This is a genomic window from Algoriphagus sp. AK58 (assembly GCF_014324365.1).
Lineage (GTDB): Bacteria > Bacteroidota > Bacteroidia > Cytophagales > Cyclobacteriaceae > Algoriphagus.
This window is the reverse complement of record NZ_QEIG01000018.1, coordinates 184,633-199,222: the sequence shown is the minus strand read 5'-3', so window position 1 is coordinate 199,222 and position 14,590 is coordinate 184,633. Positions and strand designations below refer to the sequence as shown.

17 protein-coding genes are annotated in these 14,590 nt (G+C 43.6%); 6 read left to right on the top strand and 11 right to left on the bottom strand.

What is annotated here, in order from left to right; translation table 11 throughout:
- Positions 1 to 175: 175 nt before the first annotated feature.
- From DDT91_RS16375 to lpdA, 4 genes are all read right to left on the bottom strand, one after another.
- Positions 176 to 628, bottom strand: a complete 453-nt coding sequence (locus tag DDT91_RS16375; protein ID WP_187177268.1) for a DUF2721 domain-containing protein — start codon at positions 626 to 628, stop codon at positions 176 to 178.
- A gap of 99 nt (positions 629 to 727) precedes the next feature.
- Positions 728 to 1,561: an anti-sigma factor gene (locus DDT91_RS16370; protein WP_187177267.1), complete on the bottom strand. Its 834-nt coding sequence runs from the start codon at positions 1,559 to 1,561 to the stop codon at positions 728 to 730.
- A 1-nt stretch (position 1,562) separates the two neighbouring features.
- Entirely contained in the window at positions 1,563 to 2,096 is a 534-nt protein-coding gene (locus tag DDT91_RS16365) for an RNA polymerase sigma factor (RefSeq protein ID WP_187177266.1), read from the bottom strand.
- Between the two features lie 92 nt (positions 2,097 to 2,188).
- Positions 2,189 to 3,586: a dihydrolipoyl dehydrogenase gene (lpdA, locus tag DDT91_RS16360; RefSeq protein ID WP_187177265.1), complete on the bottom strand. Its 1,398-nt coding sequence runs from the start codon at positions 3,584 to 3,586 to the stop codon at positions 2,189 to 2,191.
- A 290-nt stretch (positions 3,587 to 3,876) separates the two neighbouring features.
- On the opposite strand from lpdA, the gene fabG reads away from it, so the two are divergent.
- Entirely contained in the window at positions 3,877 to 4,623 is a 747-nt protein-coding gene (fabG, locus tag DDT91_RS16355; RefSeq protein WP_187177264.1) for a 3-oxoacyl-[acyl-carrier-protein] reductase, read from the top strand.
- A gap of 174 nt (positions 4,624 to 4,797) precedes the next feature.
- Here fabG and DDT91_RS20870 read toward each other — a convergent pair whose 3' ends face one another.
- The 5 genes from DDT91_RS20870 to DDT91_RS16330 form a co-directional block, all read right to left on the bottom strand.
- Positions 4,798 to 5,175, bottom strand: coding sequence for a type II toxin-antitoxin system PemK/MazF family toxin (locus DDT91_RS20870; RefSeq protein ID WP_187177263.1), 378 nt, complete (start codon positions 5,173 to 5,175; stop codon positions 4,798 to 4,800).
- Positions 5,135 to 5,365 (bottom strand): hypothetical protein, encoded by a 231-nt coding sequence (locus tag DDT91_RS16345; protein ID WP_187177262.1) that lies wholly within the window; start codon positions 5,363 to 5,365, stop codon positions 5,135 to 5,137. The genes DDT91_RS20870 and DDT91_RS16345 overlap by 41 nt, the downstream gene beginning before the upstream one ends.
- 142 nt (positions 5,366 to 5,507) lie before the next feature.
- The gene (locus tag DDT91_RS16340) at positions 5,508 to 6,653 is read right to left on the bottom strand and encodes a hypothetical protein (protein WP_187177261.1); all 1,146 of its coding nucleotides are present in this window, start codon (positions 6,651 to 6,653) and stop codon (positions 5,508 to 5,510) included.
- A 255-nt stretch (positions 6,654 to 6,908) separates the two neighbouring features.
- Positions 6,909 to 8,546: an L-glutamate gamma-semialdehyde dehydrogenase gene (pruA, locus tag DDT91_RS16335; protein ID WP_187177260.1), complete on the bottom strand. Its 1,638-nt coding sequence runs from the start codon at positions 8,544 to 8,546 to the stop codon at positions 6,909 to 6,911.
- Positions 8,547 to 8,699: 153 nt separating this feature from the next.
- A complete protein-coding gene (locus tag DDT91_RS16330; RefSeq protein ID WP_187177259.1) occupies positions 8,700 to 9,317 on the bottom strand; it encodes a hypothetical protein in 618 nt (205 codons plus the stop codon).
- 32 nt (positions 9,318 to 9,349) lie between these two features.
- Between DDT91_RS16330 and DDT91_RS16325 the strand changes: the two genes are divergently transcribed.
- Positions 9,350 to 9,664: a hypothetical protein gene (locus DDT91_RS16325; protein WP_187177258.1), complete on the top strand. Its 315-nt coding sequence runs from the start codon at positions 9,350 to 9,352 to the stop codon at positions 9,662 to 9,664.
- Positions 9,665 to 9,967: 303 nt separating this feature from the next.
- Here DDT91_RS16325 and DDT91_RS16320 read toward each other — a convergent pair whose 3' ends face one another.
- Both DDT91_RS16320 and DDT91_RS16315 read right to left on the bottom strand, forming a co-directional pair.
- Complete coding sequence (locus tag DDT91_RS16320) at positions 9,968 to 10,663, bottom strand: YjjG family noncanonical pyrimidine nucleotidase (protein WP_187177257.1); 696 nt, start codon at positions 10,661 to 10,663, stop codon at positions 9,968 to 9,970.
- Positions 10,664 to 10,670: 7 nt separating this feature from the next.
- On the bottom strand, positions 10,671 to 11,054 hold the full coding sequence (locus DDT91_RS16315) for a metalloregulator ArsR/SmtB family transcription factor (RefSeq protein WP_187177256.1): 384 nt from the start codon (positions 11,052 to 11,054) through the stop codon (positions 10,671 to 10,673).
- Between the two features lie 101 nt (positions 11,055 to 11,155).
- Here DDT91_RS16315 and DDT91_RS16310 point away from each other — a divergent pair, with 101 nt between their 5' ends.
- From DDT91_RS16310 to DDT91_RS16295, 4 genes are all read left to right on the top strand, one after another.
- Complete coding sequence (locus DDT91_RS16310) at positions 11,156 to 11,797, top strand: carboxypeptidase-like regulatory domain-containing protein (protein WP_370539331.1); 642 nt, start codon at positions 11,156 to 11,158, stop codon at positions 11,795 to 11,797.
- Positions 11,798 to 11,920: 123 nt separating this feature from the next.
- Complete coding sequence (locus DDT91_RS16305; RefSeq protein WP_187177255.1) at positions 11,921 to 12,166, top strand: type B 50S ribosomal protein L31; 246 nt, start codon at positions 11,921 to 11,923, stop codon at positions 12,164 to 12,166.
- Between the two features lie 69 nt (positions 12,167 to 12,235).
- On the top strand, positions 12,236 to 13,432 hold the full coding sequence (locus DDT91_RS16300; RefSeq protein ID WP_187177254.1) for a GlmU family protein: 1,197 nt from the start codon (positions 12,236 to 12,238) through the stop codon (positions 13,430 to 13,432).
- A gap of 11 nt (positions 13,433 to 13,443) precedes the next feature.
- The gene (locus DDT91_RS16295; RefSeq protein ID WP_187177253.1) at positions 13,444 to 14,589 is read left to right on the top strand and encodes a hypothetical protein; all 1,146 of its coding nucleotides are present in this window, start codon (positions 13,444 to 13,446) and stop codon (positions 14,587 to 14,589) included.
- The last annotated feature ends 1 nt before the right edge of the window (position 14,590 follow it).

Here is a 14,590-nt window from a genome sequence, read left to right as displayed (position 1 = left end):
TCGTTAAAGATCAGATGTGAGAATATGGTGCTAAAAGCTTTCCTTAAGCAGGTGATTTGGTTTGGTGTTTTCATGACTATTGTCTTTTCCGTAAACCATTTTTTCCGAGCTTTTTTCTGGTAATCACAAATCAGCACAGCGGGTGATTGAGCTGAATTTTTTGAGCTTACTTTTCTTATCCTTTTTTGGATTCCTTTCGGAAAAAGGAATCCAAATTGCTTTTTCGCTTTTCGAAGATATCTTCCATATCCGAGAGCTCCAGATTGAGCGCTTTGGTAGAAATCTGGATTTCGACCAGAGAAATTCCCAGTGAAATAAGCAGGGAGATCATACTTGCTACAAAGACCCAATTTGCAGCAGAAGTGTATCCCTGAAAGAGCAAAAACATACAGATTACGCACATCAGGAAGCTGAAAACCCCGAAAAGCTGCATGTTTTTGATCAGCGTCAGGCGACGGCGGAGGTTGTGAATCTGCTCCACGATGATTTCCTGATCGGGCTCCTTCAGGTAGTTTTTATGAAGCCCACGGATCAATGTGGCAATCGCCAAAAACCGGTTGGTAAAAGCCAGCATCAACAAGGTGATGGCAGAAAAAAGCAGGGCGGGAGTGGAGAGTTGGAGTTCCATAGAGTTAGAAAGTGCTTTCGGAATAGGTAAGTTCAGTAAAAGGCATTAAAAAAGCCTGCTCTTTGAAAAGCAGGCTCTAGATTTTTCAATAAGATGATATTAAGCTACCTCTCCCAATACCACCAATTTTTCCAATGTTGGAGACTGAGACCCACCTTTTGGCTCGATGGTGATGGCAAAAGCACCAGCTTCTGCTACAGCTTGCATTTGTTGCAAGGTGAATTTTTCTCCAGGATTCACAAGGCCAATTCCCACAGGACCATCTTTTCCAATCGCCCAAAGCTGATAGTCGAATTCTTCTGACAAGGAATTCAGATTATTCACAGCTACGAAGACTTCCTGTACTTTTTGATCCCAAAAGACATCCACTTTGGCATCTTTTTGCATCGGAAGTGCTTCTCCTTTCATTTCCACTCTTCGGAAATCCCCTGCAACCAAGCGGTCCAGTCGATTGTCTGTTTCTTCGTATTGGAGCTTGACCTGATTCAGATTATCAGCCATCACCTGCTGATCTTGCAGCAATGCGGTGAATTTCTGATCGGTTTCGTAGAATTTCCCAGCGAAATAAATCGCCGCTGCACTCGCCAATACAGCCACTAAGGATGCCGCCGCCGCGAAGGATTTCCAAGGAGTGAGTTTTACTACCTTGGTTTCCACGGGCGCAGGGTTGGGCGCGGGAGCTTTTTTGGGAGCCTCTTCTTTTTTGAAGTCTTCCTCTAGGGAAGCAAAGATTTTTTCCTTGAGTTGAGGGGAAGGTTTTTTTCCTGTCAACTCATCAAAGGCAAACATAGACTGTTCCAGCGCATCCAGTTCTTCCTGGATTTGTGGATGGGCTTTGGCCATAGCGATCACTTCCTCTCGCTCACGCTCGGTCAACTCTCCGAGTAGGAAGAGTTCCAGTTTGCCTGATTCGATATATTCTTGGATGTTCACGCTAGATTCGTTCTAAGTTCTTTTTTAATACTTGCAATGCTGCCCTGACTCTGGACTTGACTGTGCCGAGAGGAATGTCAAACTCCTCCGACAGCTCCGAATGGGTGTATCCCTGGAAATAAATATACTCAATAATGAATCGCTGATCCTCGTTGAGCTGATTCATCAACTCTCTCACGCCTATCCCTTCTACTTGTTCCATAGTTCCTGATTGACTCTCCAAACCAAATACGAAGTCATCAATGGTATTGGTCTTAGTGGTTTGAGAAATTTCTTTGGAACGTAACTTATCAATTGCCGAATTCCGACAAATGTTGGCCATCCAAGTGTACAAGCGGCCTTTCGATTCTTCGTAGGAGTCGATTTTCCGGGTGATTTTGATAAAGGCATCGTGAAAAACCTCCTCGGCAATATCCTGATCGGTAATGATTCGGCTAATGACTGCGAAAAGGGCCCTGGAATACTTCTCGTATAGGTATTCAGTGGTTTTTCGATCTCGGGCACGCAGCCCGGCTATGATTTCTTCTTCTTGCAAAAGTTGGTCGGTTGTGGTGTCAATAGTCTAAAAATAAAACACCGGGCCAAATGTTTGAACCCGGCGTCTGATTTATTTCCAAAATGAAATTTTTACAAGTGAATCACCTCGTCGTAAGCGGCAGCGGCTGCTTCCATAATCGCTTCGGACATAGTTGGGTGAGGATGTACTGTTTTGATCAGTTCGTGACCCGTTGTTTCTAGCTTACGGATAGCCACGATCTCAGCGATCATTTCAGTGACATTGGCACCAATCATGTGTGCGCCAAGCAACTCACCGTATTTTTTGTCAAAAACCAATTTCACGAATCCGTCTTTTGCGCCTGCTGCAGAAGCTTTTCCGGAAGCGGAGAATGGGAATTTTCCTACTCGTACTTCATATCCGGCTGCTTTAGCTTTGGCTTCGGTCATGCCGACTGAGGCAATTTCCGGAGAGCAATAGGTACAGCCTGGGATATTTCCATAATCCAATGGTTCTGGATGATGACCTGCGATTTTCTCCACACAGATAATGCCTTCCGCAGAAGCTACGTGCGCCAAAGCCGGTCCAGGTACCACATCGCCGATGGCATAGTAGCCCGGCATGTTGGTTTGATAGTATTCATTGACTTGGATTTTGCCTTTGTCCACGAGGATGCCGACATCTTCCAAACCGATATTTTCTAGGTTAGACACCACACCTGCAGCAGAAAGGACAATGTCGCACTCGAGGATTTCTTCACCTTTGGCGGTTTTTACGGTCACTTTGCAGCCTTCGCCTTTGGTGTCTACACCTGTTACTTCGGAGGAAGTCATGATCTTCATGCCTGACTTCTTGTAGATTTTTTCCAAAGCCTTAGACACTTCTTCGTCTTCTACAGGGACAATGCGATCCATGAATTCTACGATGGTCACTTCTGTGCCGATGGAATTGTAGAAATAGGCAAACTCCACTCCGATCGCTCCGGAACCTACAACCACCATTTTCTTAGGCTGCTTTTCCAAGGTCATCGCCTTGCGGTAGCCGATGATTTTCTTGTCATCGATTTTCATCGAAGGCAGTTCTCGGGATCTAGCACCTGTCGCGATGATGACATTATCTGCAGAGTAAACAGATTTTTTGCCTTCAGCATCGGTGACTTCGACTTTTTTGCCAGGTTGGATTTTACCCCATCCGGTGATGATCTCGATCTTGTTTTTCTTCATCAAAAACTGAACGCCCTTGCTCATCCCGTCGGCTACTCCACGGCTTCTCTTTACCATTCCGGCAAAGTCCGCCTCAGCACCCTGAACAGAGATTCCATAATCCTTGGCATGGCTGATGTATTCAAAAACCTGAGCGCTTTTGAGTAGGGCTTTGGTCGGGATACAACCCCAGTTGAGGCATATTCCGCCTAGCTCTGCGGCTTCTACGATCGCAGTTTTCAATCCGAGTTGAGAAGCGCGAATAGCCGCCACGTATCCTCCCGGTCCGCTTCCCAGCACGATCAAGTCAAATTTTGTCGAAGACATATTTAAAATGGGTTTGATTACAAATGAAACTGTGCAAAAATAGGCCTTTTGGGTTCAGAAAAAAATCAGAATCGGATGAGTAAATGGAATCCAAAACGCCCTGTTGATGAATTATTTGCAGTTAATAATTGAAAATTTTGTAAATCAGATAAAGACCAAAGGGGTTTTTGAGATTTGGGGTTTTTCTGGTTTATCCTCCTGTTTTTCAGCGAAAAAGCATCGGGCGGAGTTTCAAAAGGCCAAAGTCCGGGCTTTTTTTCTAATTTTGGCCAAACTTAATTTTGATCTTCATGGGATTACTTTCAGGAAAAACTGCCTTGGTCACCGGCGCCTCTAAAGGGATCGGTCGGGCAATCGCCATCAGATTTGCACAGGAAGGAGCTAACATCGCTTTTACCTACCTCTCCAGCGTGGAAAAAGGCCAAGCCCTTGAGGCCGAGCTTGCTGCTTTTGGTGTAAAAGCCAAAGGCTATCGATCAGACGCTTCAGACTTCAAAGCCGCTGATGAATTGGTCAACTCCGTGGTGGCGGATTTCGGTGCCTTGGACATCTTGGTCAATAATGCCGGCATCACCCGCGACAACCTACTGATGAGAATGACCGAGGAATCTTGGGACGAAATCATGAACGTCAACCTGAAATCCTGCTTCAATACCGTCAAAGCGGCTACCCGCACCATGATGAAAGCCAAGTCCGGCTCGATCATCAACATGACCTCCGTGGTCGGTGCCAAAGGAAACGCCGGTCAGGCCAATTACGCAGCCTCCAAAGCCGGAATCATCGGCTTCACCAAGTCAGTCGCCTTGGAATTGGGCTCCAGAAATATCCGCTGCAACGCGGTAGCTCCTGGATTTATCGAAACTGAGATGACGGAAGTATTGGATGAAAAAACCGTGCAAGGCTGGAGAGATGCCATCCCGATGAAGCGTGGAGGCAAGCCGGAAGAAATCGCCGATGTCTGCGTGTTCTTAGGCTCCGACATGAGCACTTACATCTCCGGACAGGTAATCCATGTGAATGGGGCGATGTATACCTAAGTACGATTTTAGATTTACGATTTACGAGCGGCTGGGGAGACTTAGCCGTTTTTTTATTTCCCGCAGATTTTCGTAAAAAAGGACACAGATTCACACAGATGAAAAGCCTCGATAGAATTTCTGTGAAAATCTGTGTTTTAATCTGTGCTTATCTGTGGGAAATAAAAAAGCTACTTATCGGATTTTGAAAATCATTTTAATGCCTTTTTCAAGGGTTTCCATCTTACTTCTTGGAAAATATCCCAATTCTCTCAAAATAAGGTTCTGAGGTAGAGAAACCATTTTGTGAAGTTTTAGAACCGATGGAACGATTAATCCGGTTTGCCGCCATTCTTCCTCTTCTGGTTTTATTTCAAATTCGGATTCTTCGAGCTGATCGCTGATTTTACTCGAAATAAATGCCACGATAACGTGTTCAAATTTTCCTATGGGTTCAGATAGGCAAAGTGCTGGACGGACTTTTCGAGTTGAAAAATCTTCAAATGGAAAAGGTACTAGGACAATCTTTCCTCTAATTTTTGAAAGGCTTTCCGTCTTTGGTGGTGTAGACATTTTCTTCAGGTTCGTTTAAAAAATCAAGGGCTGGATTATTGGAGAGAAATTTTAAGTAATTCTTTTCCCCCATTTCCTCTTCTTCCGAAAGGATTAAAACTCTCACTGGGATTCCTCCTTTAAGTCCTGTTGACTCCAAAGAAATGCTTCCGTCAGTTTTGGTAATGGTCTTAATTTCAATTGCTTTCATGTTGATAAAAGTACAAAAAAAGCCCTGGAAATCTCCGAGGCGGTCCAAAACCTTTGAGGTCTTCAAGACCTCGAAGGTTTTGGAGTTGCAGAGTCTTTATTTTTGGAATAAAGACCTTCGAGGTTTTAGAAAACCTCAAAGGTCAATTACGAAACTGACTCATATCGATTTTGTAAAACTCATACTCATCTTCCGACTTTTGCTCGGGTTTGTTGATGAGAAGGTAGCCATTTGAGACGATAAGATTCTCAAAACGAGTTCCCAAATCAAAGGTGGTGGTCAACTCTGCTAAGAGATTCCAATTTTGATCATAAATCAACAGTAGGTATTTGTTTTTATTCAGATACATCCGTTGCCTCGGATCCTTGATTTCAGGTTGAGTTTTGATTTGCTCCAAAATGGTAAATCGAACATAAAGCCTGTTTTTTGGATCGTGTATTAGATGGGTATTTAGCGCTCCGTTTTCAGGTCTTTCCCAATATCTTGACCTTCCGTTTATGATAAATTTTTCAGGGAAATATTGGATTGGAGTATGAGATTCAAGCTTTATCCGCTTGATGATTTTACAGTCTTTGATTTGATACAGTGAATCCGAATAAGGGAACATCGCCCATGAATTTTCGTTTTCAACCATTCTCACCAGTCTTCCAGCCATTGTGGAATTAGCGAAGGTTGCATCATAGGGAGCTTTAAAGTCAGTTCTACAAATCCATTTTCCTTCTGAATCAAACTTTCCTATCCATGAGCCAAATTCCAAATCCAATCCGTCGGTCTCAGTTTGGAAAGACATAATATTGAACGGATCAAATGTGATTTCAAATTCATTCTCCGAAAGTTTTTGAAGTGCATTTCTTGAATCAGGGAAATTTAAGAAGCCTTTGGGTTCGTAACCTGCCATGTCTAACTGGATACCTTTTACCAAAGTGTCATTTTCGTAAAAATTAGTATTCCCTGTATTATTGGTCGCGATAAATTGGGGCCCGTCAAAGGCTTTCCCAATATGATAGCCACCTTTTAATGCCATCGGACCTCCTGAAGGAATTTCAAACTGGTCAATTTTCCTTCCAGTCTCAGGATCAAAAAACTGAAAAATCCCGTTCCATTCGCTTACTATAGACTCTTTTCCCTGATGCAAGACAGTTCCCGAAAAGCCAATAAATCCGGTAGTTTGATCCCTTTCAAAACTCATTTCGGCTGTTACAAAGTCCAAAAAGTCACCATGTTTTACTTCCTTTTTTTCAGTACAGGAAATGCTTAGGGCTAAAATCAGAAATAATAATTTTTTCATATGTCAGGATATTTAAAGTAAAAAATTAAAAGAGTAATGCATTTCAAAGTGAATCAAAGGAATTGACTATGTTTCTTTATTCAGATTTTGTTTTCGGAGGGGAGTGAATTTGTCTATTTAAGAGTTGGAATGCAAGTATTGAAAAAGCCCCGGAAATCTCCGAGGCTCTTTTTAACCTTTGAGGTCTTTTCGACCTCGAAGGTTTTAGAAATTAGATTGATTTGTCTCAGTTAAACCTTCGAGGTTTTTGAAACCTCAAAGGTCGCTAGCCAAAAACGGATATCTATAATCCTTAGGCGAAACAAAGGTTTCCTTGATCGTCCGTGGAGAAACCCAGCGGAGCAGGTTGATCATTGACCCGGCTTTGTCATTCGTGCCGGAAGCTCTAGCTCCTCCAAATGGCTGCTGACCGACCACGGCACCTGTTGGCTTGTCGTTGATATAGAAGTTACCTGCTGCGTTTCTCAGTTTTTGTGTGGCCAATTCGATGGCGTAGCGGTCTTGAGAAAATACAGCACCTGTGAGTGCGTAGGGAGAAGTTTGATCCACGAGCTCTAGTACTGTCTCAAAGTGCTCTTCGTGGTACACATAGATGGTCAAGACCGGACCGAAGATCTCTTCGCACATGGTGGTGTACATCGGGTCTTGTGTCAGGATGATCGTCGGCTCGATGAAGTATCCTTTGGACTTGTCGTAATTGCCACCGGCGATGATTTCCACTCCAGGAGTTGTCTTGGCGTTATCAATGTACTTAGCGATTTTGTCAAAAGACTTCTCGTCGATCACCGCATTGACAAAGTTGGTGAAGTCCTCGGTGCCGCCCATTTTGATGTCTGCCAGATCTGCAAGCATGTATTTTTTCACATCTTCCCAAAGATTAGTTGGGATGTATGCACGGGAAGCGGCTGAGCATTTTTGTCCTTGATATTCGAAGGCGCCACGCACCAATCCTACGGCTACTGCCTTTGCGTCAGCGGACTTGTGAGCAAGCACGAAGTCTTTTCCTCCGGTCTCTCCGACGATTCTTGGGTAAGATTTATAGCGATGGATATTTTCTCCGATGGTTTTCCAAATGTGCTGGAATACGCCCGTGGAACCTGTAAAGTGAATTCCGGCAAAATCCGGATGTTTGAAGATTACTTCTCCGGCGACCGGTCCGTCCACATAGATCAGGTTGATCACTCCGTCAGGTACACCGGCTTCTTTGAATACTTCCATCAGCACCTGAGTAGAATAGATCTGGGTATAGGCAGGCTTCCAAACGATGGTATTGCCCATCATGGCAGCGGAAGTTGGAAGATTACCGGCAATGGCAGTGAAGTTGAACGGAGTCAAAGCAAACACAAAACCCTCCAAAGGCCGTTGCTCCACGCGATTCCAAACTCCACCTCCGGATACAGGTGGCTGCTGCGCGTAGATTTCCGTCATGTACTTCACATTGAATCGAAGGAAGTCGATAAACTCACAGGCGGAGTCGATTTCGGCTTGCATCGCATTTTTAGACTGGCCAAGCATGGTGGCTGCATTGATTTTGGCTCGGTAAGGCCCTGCGATAAGTTCGGCTGCTTTCAGGAAAATAGCTGCGCGCTGTTCCCATTCCAGATTTTCCCAAGCTTCTTTGGCTCCCAAAGCCGCATTAATCGCCTGCTCTACATGAGAGGCATCGCCTTCGTGGAAATAGCCCAAAATATGCTTGTGATCGTGGGGAGGAGACATCGGACGAGTATTGCCTGTTCTGACCTCTTCGCTTCCGATGTACATCGGTACGTCGATCTGCTTTGATCTTAGCTCTGCTAGCATCGCCTGAAGTTCCCTGCGCTCGGGGCTGCCCGGAGCATATGCTTTTACCGGCTCATTGACGGGAGCGGGTACGTTGAAAAATCCCTTTAACATGATATTTGGAGTTTATGTGATTTCGAGTGGCCAAAGATAAGCGATCGTTTTTTTAAAATGCTGGACTTTCAACACGAAGGCTTCCAGTGGTACGATCACTTTTTAGGGTGAAGGTAGACAGTGAAGTCATCCTTTCGAGATTAAATGCTTTTGCTAAATACCAATTGCGATGCGCGGCCCAAAATACATGCCCCTTACAAATCCTTTCGGATCTACAAACATGTAACCTTCTATACCGATGGATCCTTTTTCACCAAAAGGTTTAAAAATCGACATCCTCAGGGGTAGGTGGAGGTTGACCGTTGTGGATCTTTCGCCGCTGAATCCCCGATAAAACTGAGTTTCCTCATCAAATGCAATCGGAACGTAAAAGAAGTTTTTCTCGACGAAAGCACCCATTCCAAAACCGCCTTCTGCTACTATTCCTCCCCAATTCAGCTCAAAACGCCTGTTTACAATAAAGGAAATATGATCTGACTGCACAGATCCGTCGAGTGGCAATTCTGTTCCGATTATCGGCGTGCCTATCGCAGAGAATCTGTAATAGTCAAAGTTGGAGACATTGACACTGGAGCCGATGGTCCAGTCTTCGTGAAAACGATAGAATAGGCTAAGATTTAAGCCAGAACCAGTTTGCGGATTTTCGAACAATCGTTCACTGGGAGGGCCGTAGAAACCAAGCGAAAATCCCAATTCTGCTTTTTGCCCAAAAACTATCCCCGAGTAAACAAGCAATGAAATAGTCAAAAAAGCGATTTTAAGTTTGCTCATGATCAGAGTCTAAAGGATATAGTCGGACCAATATGAAATCCTCCGAAAGTGTAGAATGGTGTCAGGAATACGCCTGTTTTGAGGCCAACCCAGAATTTGGGATAGATTTCCTTTTTGATTTCGGTCTGGATGGGAAAAGTAGCGTCCCTCATGAAACCTTTCCTTTCCCTTCCATTTGGATCGGTGGTATTAAAAGCAAGACGATTTTCGAGATAGAAGCCAAAGCCGGAATTGACCGACCATTCGAGACTTTCGGTTATTTCGAAGGTTTTGCCGACCCCAAAATAAAAGAAATAGACATCGACCTGAGAGCTATTGGGCCCAAACTCCTGTCCGTTTACAGCTAACTCGCTCAACGAGGAATTGTAGCTAAATCTGCCCTTCGAGATGTTGGATGATATAAAAAACTTTTTCGGATTCAAGTAAGTGAACGACATGCCGACCTGAGGACCGGCTTTTCCTTCTTTGTAGTACCAAAAATCAAGTGGCGAGATGATGCCAGGCGAAACGGATATTTCGTATTCCTGCGCATGAGATTTTTTGATGCCAAAAAAAAAGGACAAAAAGAGGATAGGAAAAAAGACAAGCTTTCTCATTAAAACTAATTCAGCTATGAAAGTAGGTCTTTTAATTTTAGTCTCCTAAGTTGTTCAGAGGAAATTTTCTAATTCTTTCAAGTGCCGAATGGTGTATGTCGGTGTGTTTTCAATTGCCTTGAAGTTCGGATCAAAATAGACCGTGTCTATCCTTGCGCGTTGGGCACCAAGTATATCAGAGGAGGGATTGTCGCCGATCATCAGGCAGACCTCGGGTGTGGTCTTAAGCTGGTCCATGGTATAGTGGAAAATTCTAGGGTCTGGTTTTTTATATCCGGTTGTTTCAGAGGTCACCACCAATTCGAAAAAACCATCCAAACCAGAGGAAGCCATCTTTTTTGCCTGGGATTCATTGAATCCATTGGTGATGACGTGAATCCGATACTTTTCCTTGAGGTAAGTCAGGATTTCTTTGGAATAGGGAAAAACGTGAGGTTTGGAAGAAGTTCGATGCATAAAATCTTCCTCAAATGCCGCCGGAATTGCTTCAAAATTTCCTCCAGCATGTGCGAATATCCTCGGAAATCGCTCTTTTCTAAGGTTGTGCTTATCGATTTTGCCCACATTGTACCAATCCCAAAGCTGGAAATTGACTTCATGAAAGGATTCGAAGAATTTTTCAAAGGTTGGAATTCCCAAGTCTTGAAGACCGTAAATCAGGTACAATTCTGAAAGGGATTCGGTGACATTTCGATCATAGTCCCAAAGGGTGTGGTCTAGATCGAAGAAGAGGTGTTGGTACGTTTTCAAAATAAAATCAGCGTCGATATTGGTTGTTTTGGATCTTGTTGATGGCCAGTTCTCTATTGGATTTTAGGATTTCGTAGGTTTCCTGATCCTTGATGAGGCTGGGATCCTTTTGAATAAACTTGAAAATCTGCTGAATGATTTCAATATATTCTTCCAGGATGTAATAAAACATCCATTGATCTACCCGTCGGCTTCCAAGTAGTCCGGCATTTTTGAGATAGATCAGGTGCCGGCTGGTTTTGGTTTGGGTGAAATCCAAAATATGTTCTAGGTCTGAGATGCTCAATTCCTTGTTCAACATCAGTAAATGGATAATTCTGACGCGAGGCTCTTCAGAAAGTGCCTTGAATATTCGCAAACCATAGTTTAAACTGATATTTTTGAGTCTCATTAGTAAGTTTTAACTTGGATCTCAGCGCAAAAATAAATTTTAAGCCGAAATTGGCTTAAAATCGTTAAAGAGTTCAAGGCCATTATCTGAATCAAATATTTGTGAAAATTACCTATTTACTTCCTTTTGTGCTGGTGTTGGGATTTTTTTTCCTGACTGAACAGACCTTTGCCCAAGATCAGCAGGAAAAAAAAGTCATTCAGCTTTCCGGGATCATATTGAATGCTGACAGTACGGATGCGGTACCAGGTGTGAATATTTATGTGCCTAAGAAAGGAAGAGGGACAGTGTCAGGACGTTTTGGATACTTTTCCATGCCGGTTTTGGAAGGAGACAGTATTGTATTCAGTTTTATTGGATTGAAAAAACAAACCTTTAAGGTTCCCGAAAAAGTAGAGAACGATCGGATTTCCCTGATATTGACCATGGAGGTAGATGAGATTGCCTTGGCAGAAATAGAGGTAATGCCCTATCCGACAGAAGAAGAATTTAAAAAAGCTGTAATCGCTATGAATGTGGTAGACCCAATGTCTATCAGTAGAGCGAATATGAGCCCTGAAATGCTTCTAAGATGGGCGGAGTCTATGCCTGCGTCGGGTAATGAGAATTTCCGCTACTTCCAAGAAGGACAAATGATGCAAAATCAGGATTTGTATGGACCCCGTCCTCTTCGAATTTTGGATCCTTTTGCTTGGTCGCAATTTATCCGATCTATCAAGCGGGGCGATCTTAAGAGTAAATAATCCAATCCGCTTGACTTCAATGTCATTTAGCTAAATAAATCATCGAGAAAGATTTGGTGAGTTTTATTTAAAAGAATATCTTTGTGCCTCATTTCAAAAAGGCCAAGAAAACTAGCTGAACATATGAAAAAAGATATTCATCCTAAATACAGAGACGTAGTGTTCTACGATACCTCTAGCGAGTTTAAGTTTTTGACCAAGTCGACCATCGAGACCAATGAAACCATCGAATGGACCGACGGCAAGACTTATCCAGTTTATAAAATTGAAGTGAGTTCTGAATCTCACCCATTCTACACCGGTAAGAAGATGCTTCTTGACACGGCTGGTCGAGTGGAGAAATTCAACAAAAGATACGCGAAGAAGTAATTCTTGGTGGAATCAGCCGAAAAAGTCTCCCGGAGCAAGGATTCCGGGAGACTTTTTTATTTTTGCCCTATGACCCATATTCTATTATTTGACGATCCTGCGATAAGAGGATCCTTACTTCCGTTTACTTTTACCAGACCTGTGGCAGATATCCGAGTGGGTATTCTCAAGATCTCTGAAAAATGGAATAAGCTTACCGGAGCCAAGATTTCATATTTGACGCAGGATTACCTTCAGAAAAAATTTCCTAGAATTTCAGAAAAGGCTCTCGCTATCAATGGTTCTTGGATGCCGGATTCTGATGCTATTCAGGCGATAAATGCCCTGAAAGAGGATCAAGCCCTCTATTTTGGGAAGGTTTTCCTAGCCGGCTATATCGGAGAGACCGAGAAGAATCTCAGCTTTGCAGCCGAAAGAAACGTCGTTCAGCTGACGTTTGAGCCAGTTTTACTTCAAAAAACCTGGCATATTTTCCAATTCAATGGATCTGAAATCCGGAAGGATTTTTCTCTTCTTACCGCAGGAAGGATTTCGCAGCCATTGAAAGATCCTCATACGATTGTGTATGGTGCGGATCAGATTTTTATTGAAGAAGGTGCCAAAATCAAAGCGGCAGTTCTCAATGCAGAAGGTGGCCCTATCTATATCGGAAAGAATACAGAAATTCAAGAAGGATCCTTAATAAGAGGCCCATTTGCGCTGTGCGAAGGGTCTACCGTAAATATGGGAGCAAAGCTCCGTGGTGATACCACCGTAGGGCCGTTTTCCAAAGTAGGAGGCGAAATTTCCAATTCGGTGATTTTTGGCTACTCCAACAAAGGTCACGAAGGATTCCTTGGCAATTCTGTCTTGGGAGAATGGTGTAATCTCGGTGCGGACACCAATACTTCCAACCTTAAAAACAACTACGCTCCGGTCAAACTCTGGGATTATACCAAAGGCGGTTTTTCCAATACAGGGTTACAGTTTTGCGGCTTGATGATGGGCGATCATAGCAAGTGCGGGATCAATACCATGTTCAATACCGGTACCGTGGTGGGAGTAGGAGCCAATATTTTCGGAGATGGCTATCCCCGCAATTTCATTCCTTCCTTCTCTTGGGGAGGTGCAGCGGGCTTTTCGACCTTTACCATCGCTAAGTTTGAGGAGACAGCCAAGGCGGTGTATGCCAGAAGGGGAGTAGAATGGACTCCCGAGGAAAAAGAAATCGTGGACAAGGTTTTTGAATTGACCAAAAGCTACAGAATTTGGGATAAAACTTCCTGATCGATCCGGATATGCAGTTTGCAGAAATACCAGGGCTCCCCGAGACCAAAGAAAAGCTACTCAATGCGGTCAAATTCAATCATTTGGCGCATGCCTTGCTTTTTCATGGGCCAGAAGGCTCAGCTAATTTGACCTTGGCCTTGGCCTTGGCGACATACCTCTATTGCGAAAATCCGACCGATTCAGATTCTTGCGGTACCTGTGGTGCTTGTCAGCGGATGAAAAAGCTCATCATGCCTGATTTGAATTTTGCTTTCCCCGTCGTGGCCTCAAGCAAAGATGACGAAGGAGGAGAGGAAACAGAAAAAGAAGAAAAGGTAGATGTGCTCGCCAACTGGAGAAAATTCGCGTTGGGAAATCCCTACGGTAATGTCCACGACTTTATTTACTTCAATGGCTTTGAGAAAAAGCAATTGAATATTTCCAAAGCAGCGGCTAGAAAAATCATTCAGGCGCTTTCATTAATGTCTTTCGAAGGCGGATATAAGATCATGCTGATCTGGGCACCGGAATTTCTCCACCCCTCGGCGGCCAACTCCCTTTTGAAAATCATCGAAGAGCCACCTGCAAAGACAATATTCATGTTGGTGACCTCACAAGCGGATCAACTCTTGACCACCATACTTTCGCGAACGCAAAAAATCATGGTTCGGGCTTTTTCCGATGAGGAAATTAAAAATCACCTAGTTGATACCGGACTTTGCGAAACCAAGGCCGCTGAGCAGATCGCCATGCTTGCCGATGGAAACCTGAGAGAAGCTTACCGTCTTTTAGAAAACGTGGAAGATCAGACGGTTCGGCAGGTAAGGGATTGGTTTAGGCTTTGTGTGACCAAAAATCTCAAAGACCTTTTCAATCTTTCAGAGGAATTCCACAAGTACGACAAAGAGGCACAGAAGTCTTTGATTTTGGCGGGACTTAATGTGACCCGAGAAATCATGCTCAAGAATCTTGAACTGGAAAACCTGCTTCGCACCACCGATGAGGATCGGGAATTTATCAATAAGATCAGTAAAAATGTACTCACAGAGGATCATGCCCTAAAGATGTATGATGCTTTCAATAAGGCACATTATCATCTCGAAAGAAACGGAAATGCCAAAATGATTTTTACCGACCTGTCCATGGAATTGCTGCTAATGATGTCAAAAAACTAAG

Excerpts from the sequence above, each read along its gene's own strand:
- DDT91_RS16375 (WP_187177268.1), bottom strand. The coding sequence starts at position 628 with ATGGAACTCCAACTCTCCACTCCCGCCCTGCTTTTTTCTGCCATCACC.
- lpdA (WP_187177265.1), bottom strand. The coding sequence starts at position 3,586 with ATGTCTTCGACAAAATTTGACTTGATCGTGCTGGGAAGCGGACCGGGA.
- fabG (WP_187177264.1), top strand. The coding sequence starts at position 3,877 with ATGGGATTACTTTCAGGAAAAACTGCCTTGGTCACCGGCGCCTCTAAA.
- DDT91_RS20870 (WP_187177263.1), bottom strand. The coding sequence starts at position 5,175 with ATGTCTACACCACCAAAGACGGAAAGCCTTTCAAAAATTAGAGGAAAG.
- DDT91_RS16345 (WP_187177262.1), bottom strand. The coding sequence starts at position 5,365 with ATGAAAGCAATTGAAATTAAGACCATTACCAAAACTGACGGAAGCATT.
- DDT91_RS16340 (WP_187177261.1), bottom strand. The coding sequence starts at position 6,653 with ATGAAAAAATTATTATTTCTGATTTTAGCCCTAAGCATTTCCTGTACT.
- pruA (WP_187177260.1), bottom strand. The coding sequence starts at position 8,546 with ATGTTAAAGGGATTTTTCAACGTACCCGCTCCCGTCAATGAGCCGGTA.
- DDT91_RS16330 (WP_187177259.1), bottom strand. The coding sequence starts at position 9,317 with ATGAGCAAACTTAAAATCGCTTTTTTGACTATTTCATTGCTTGTTTAC.
- DDT91_RS16325 (WP_187177258.1), top strand. The coding sequence starts at position 9,350 with ATGAAATCCTCCGAAAGTGTAGAATGGTGTCAGGAATACGCCTGTTTT.
- DDT91_RS16315 (WP_187177256.1), bottom strand. The coding sequence starts at position 11,054 with ATGAGACTCAAAAATATCAGTTTAAACTATGGTTTGCGAATATTCAAG.
- DDT91_RS16305 (WP_187177255.1), top strand. The coding sequence starts at position 11,921 with ATGAAAAAAGATATTCATCCTAAATACAGAGACGTAGTGTTCTACGAT.
- DDT91_RS16300 (WP_187177254.1), top strand. The coding sequence starts at position 12,236 with ATGACCCATATTCTATTATTTGACGATCCTGCGATAAGAGGATCCTTA.
- DDT91_RS16295 (WP_187177253.1), top strand. The coding sequence starts at position 13,444 with ATGCAGTTTGCAGAAATACCAGGGCTCCCCGAGACCAAAGAAAAGCTA.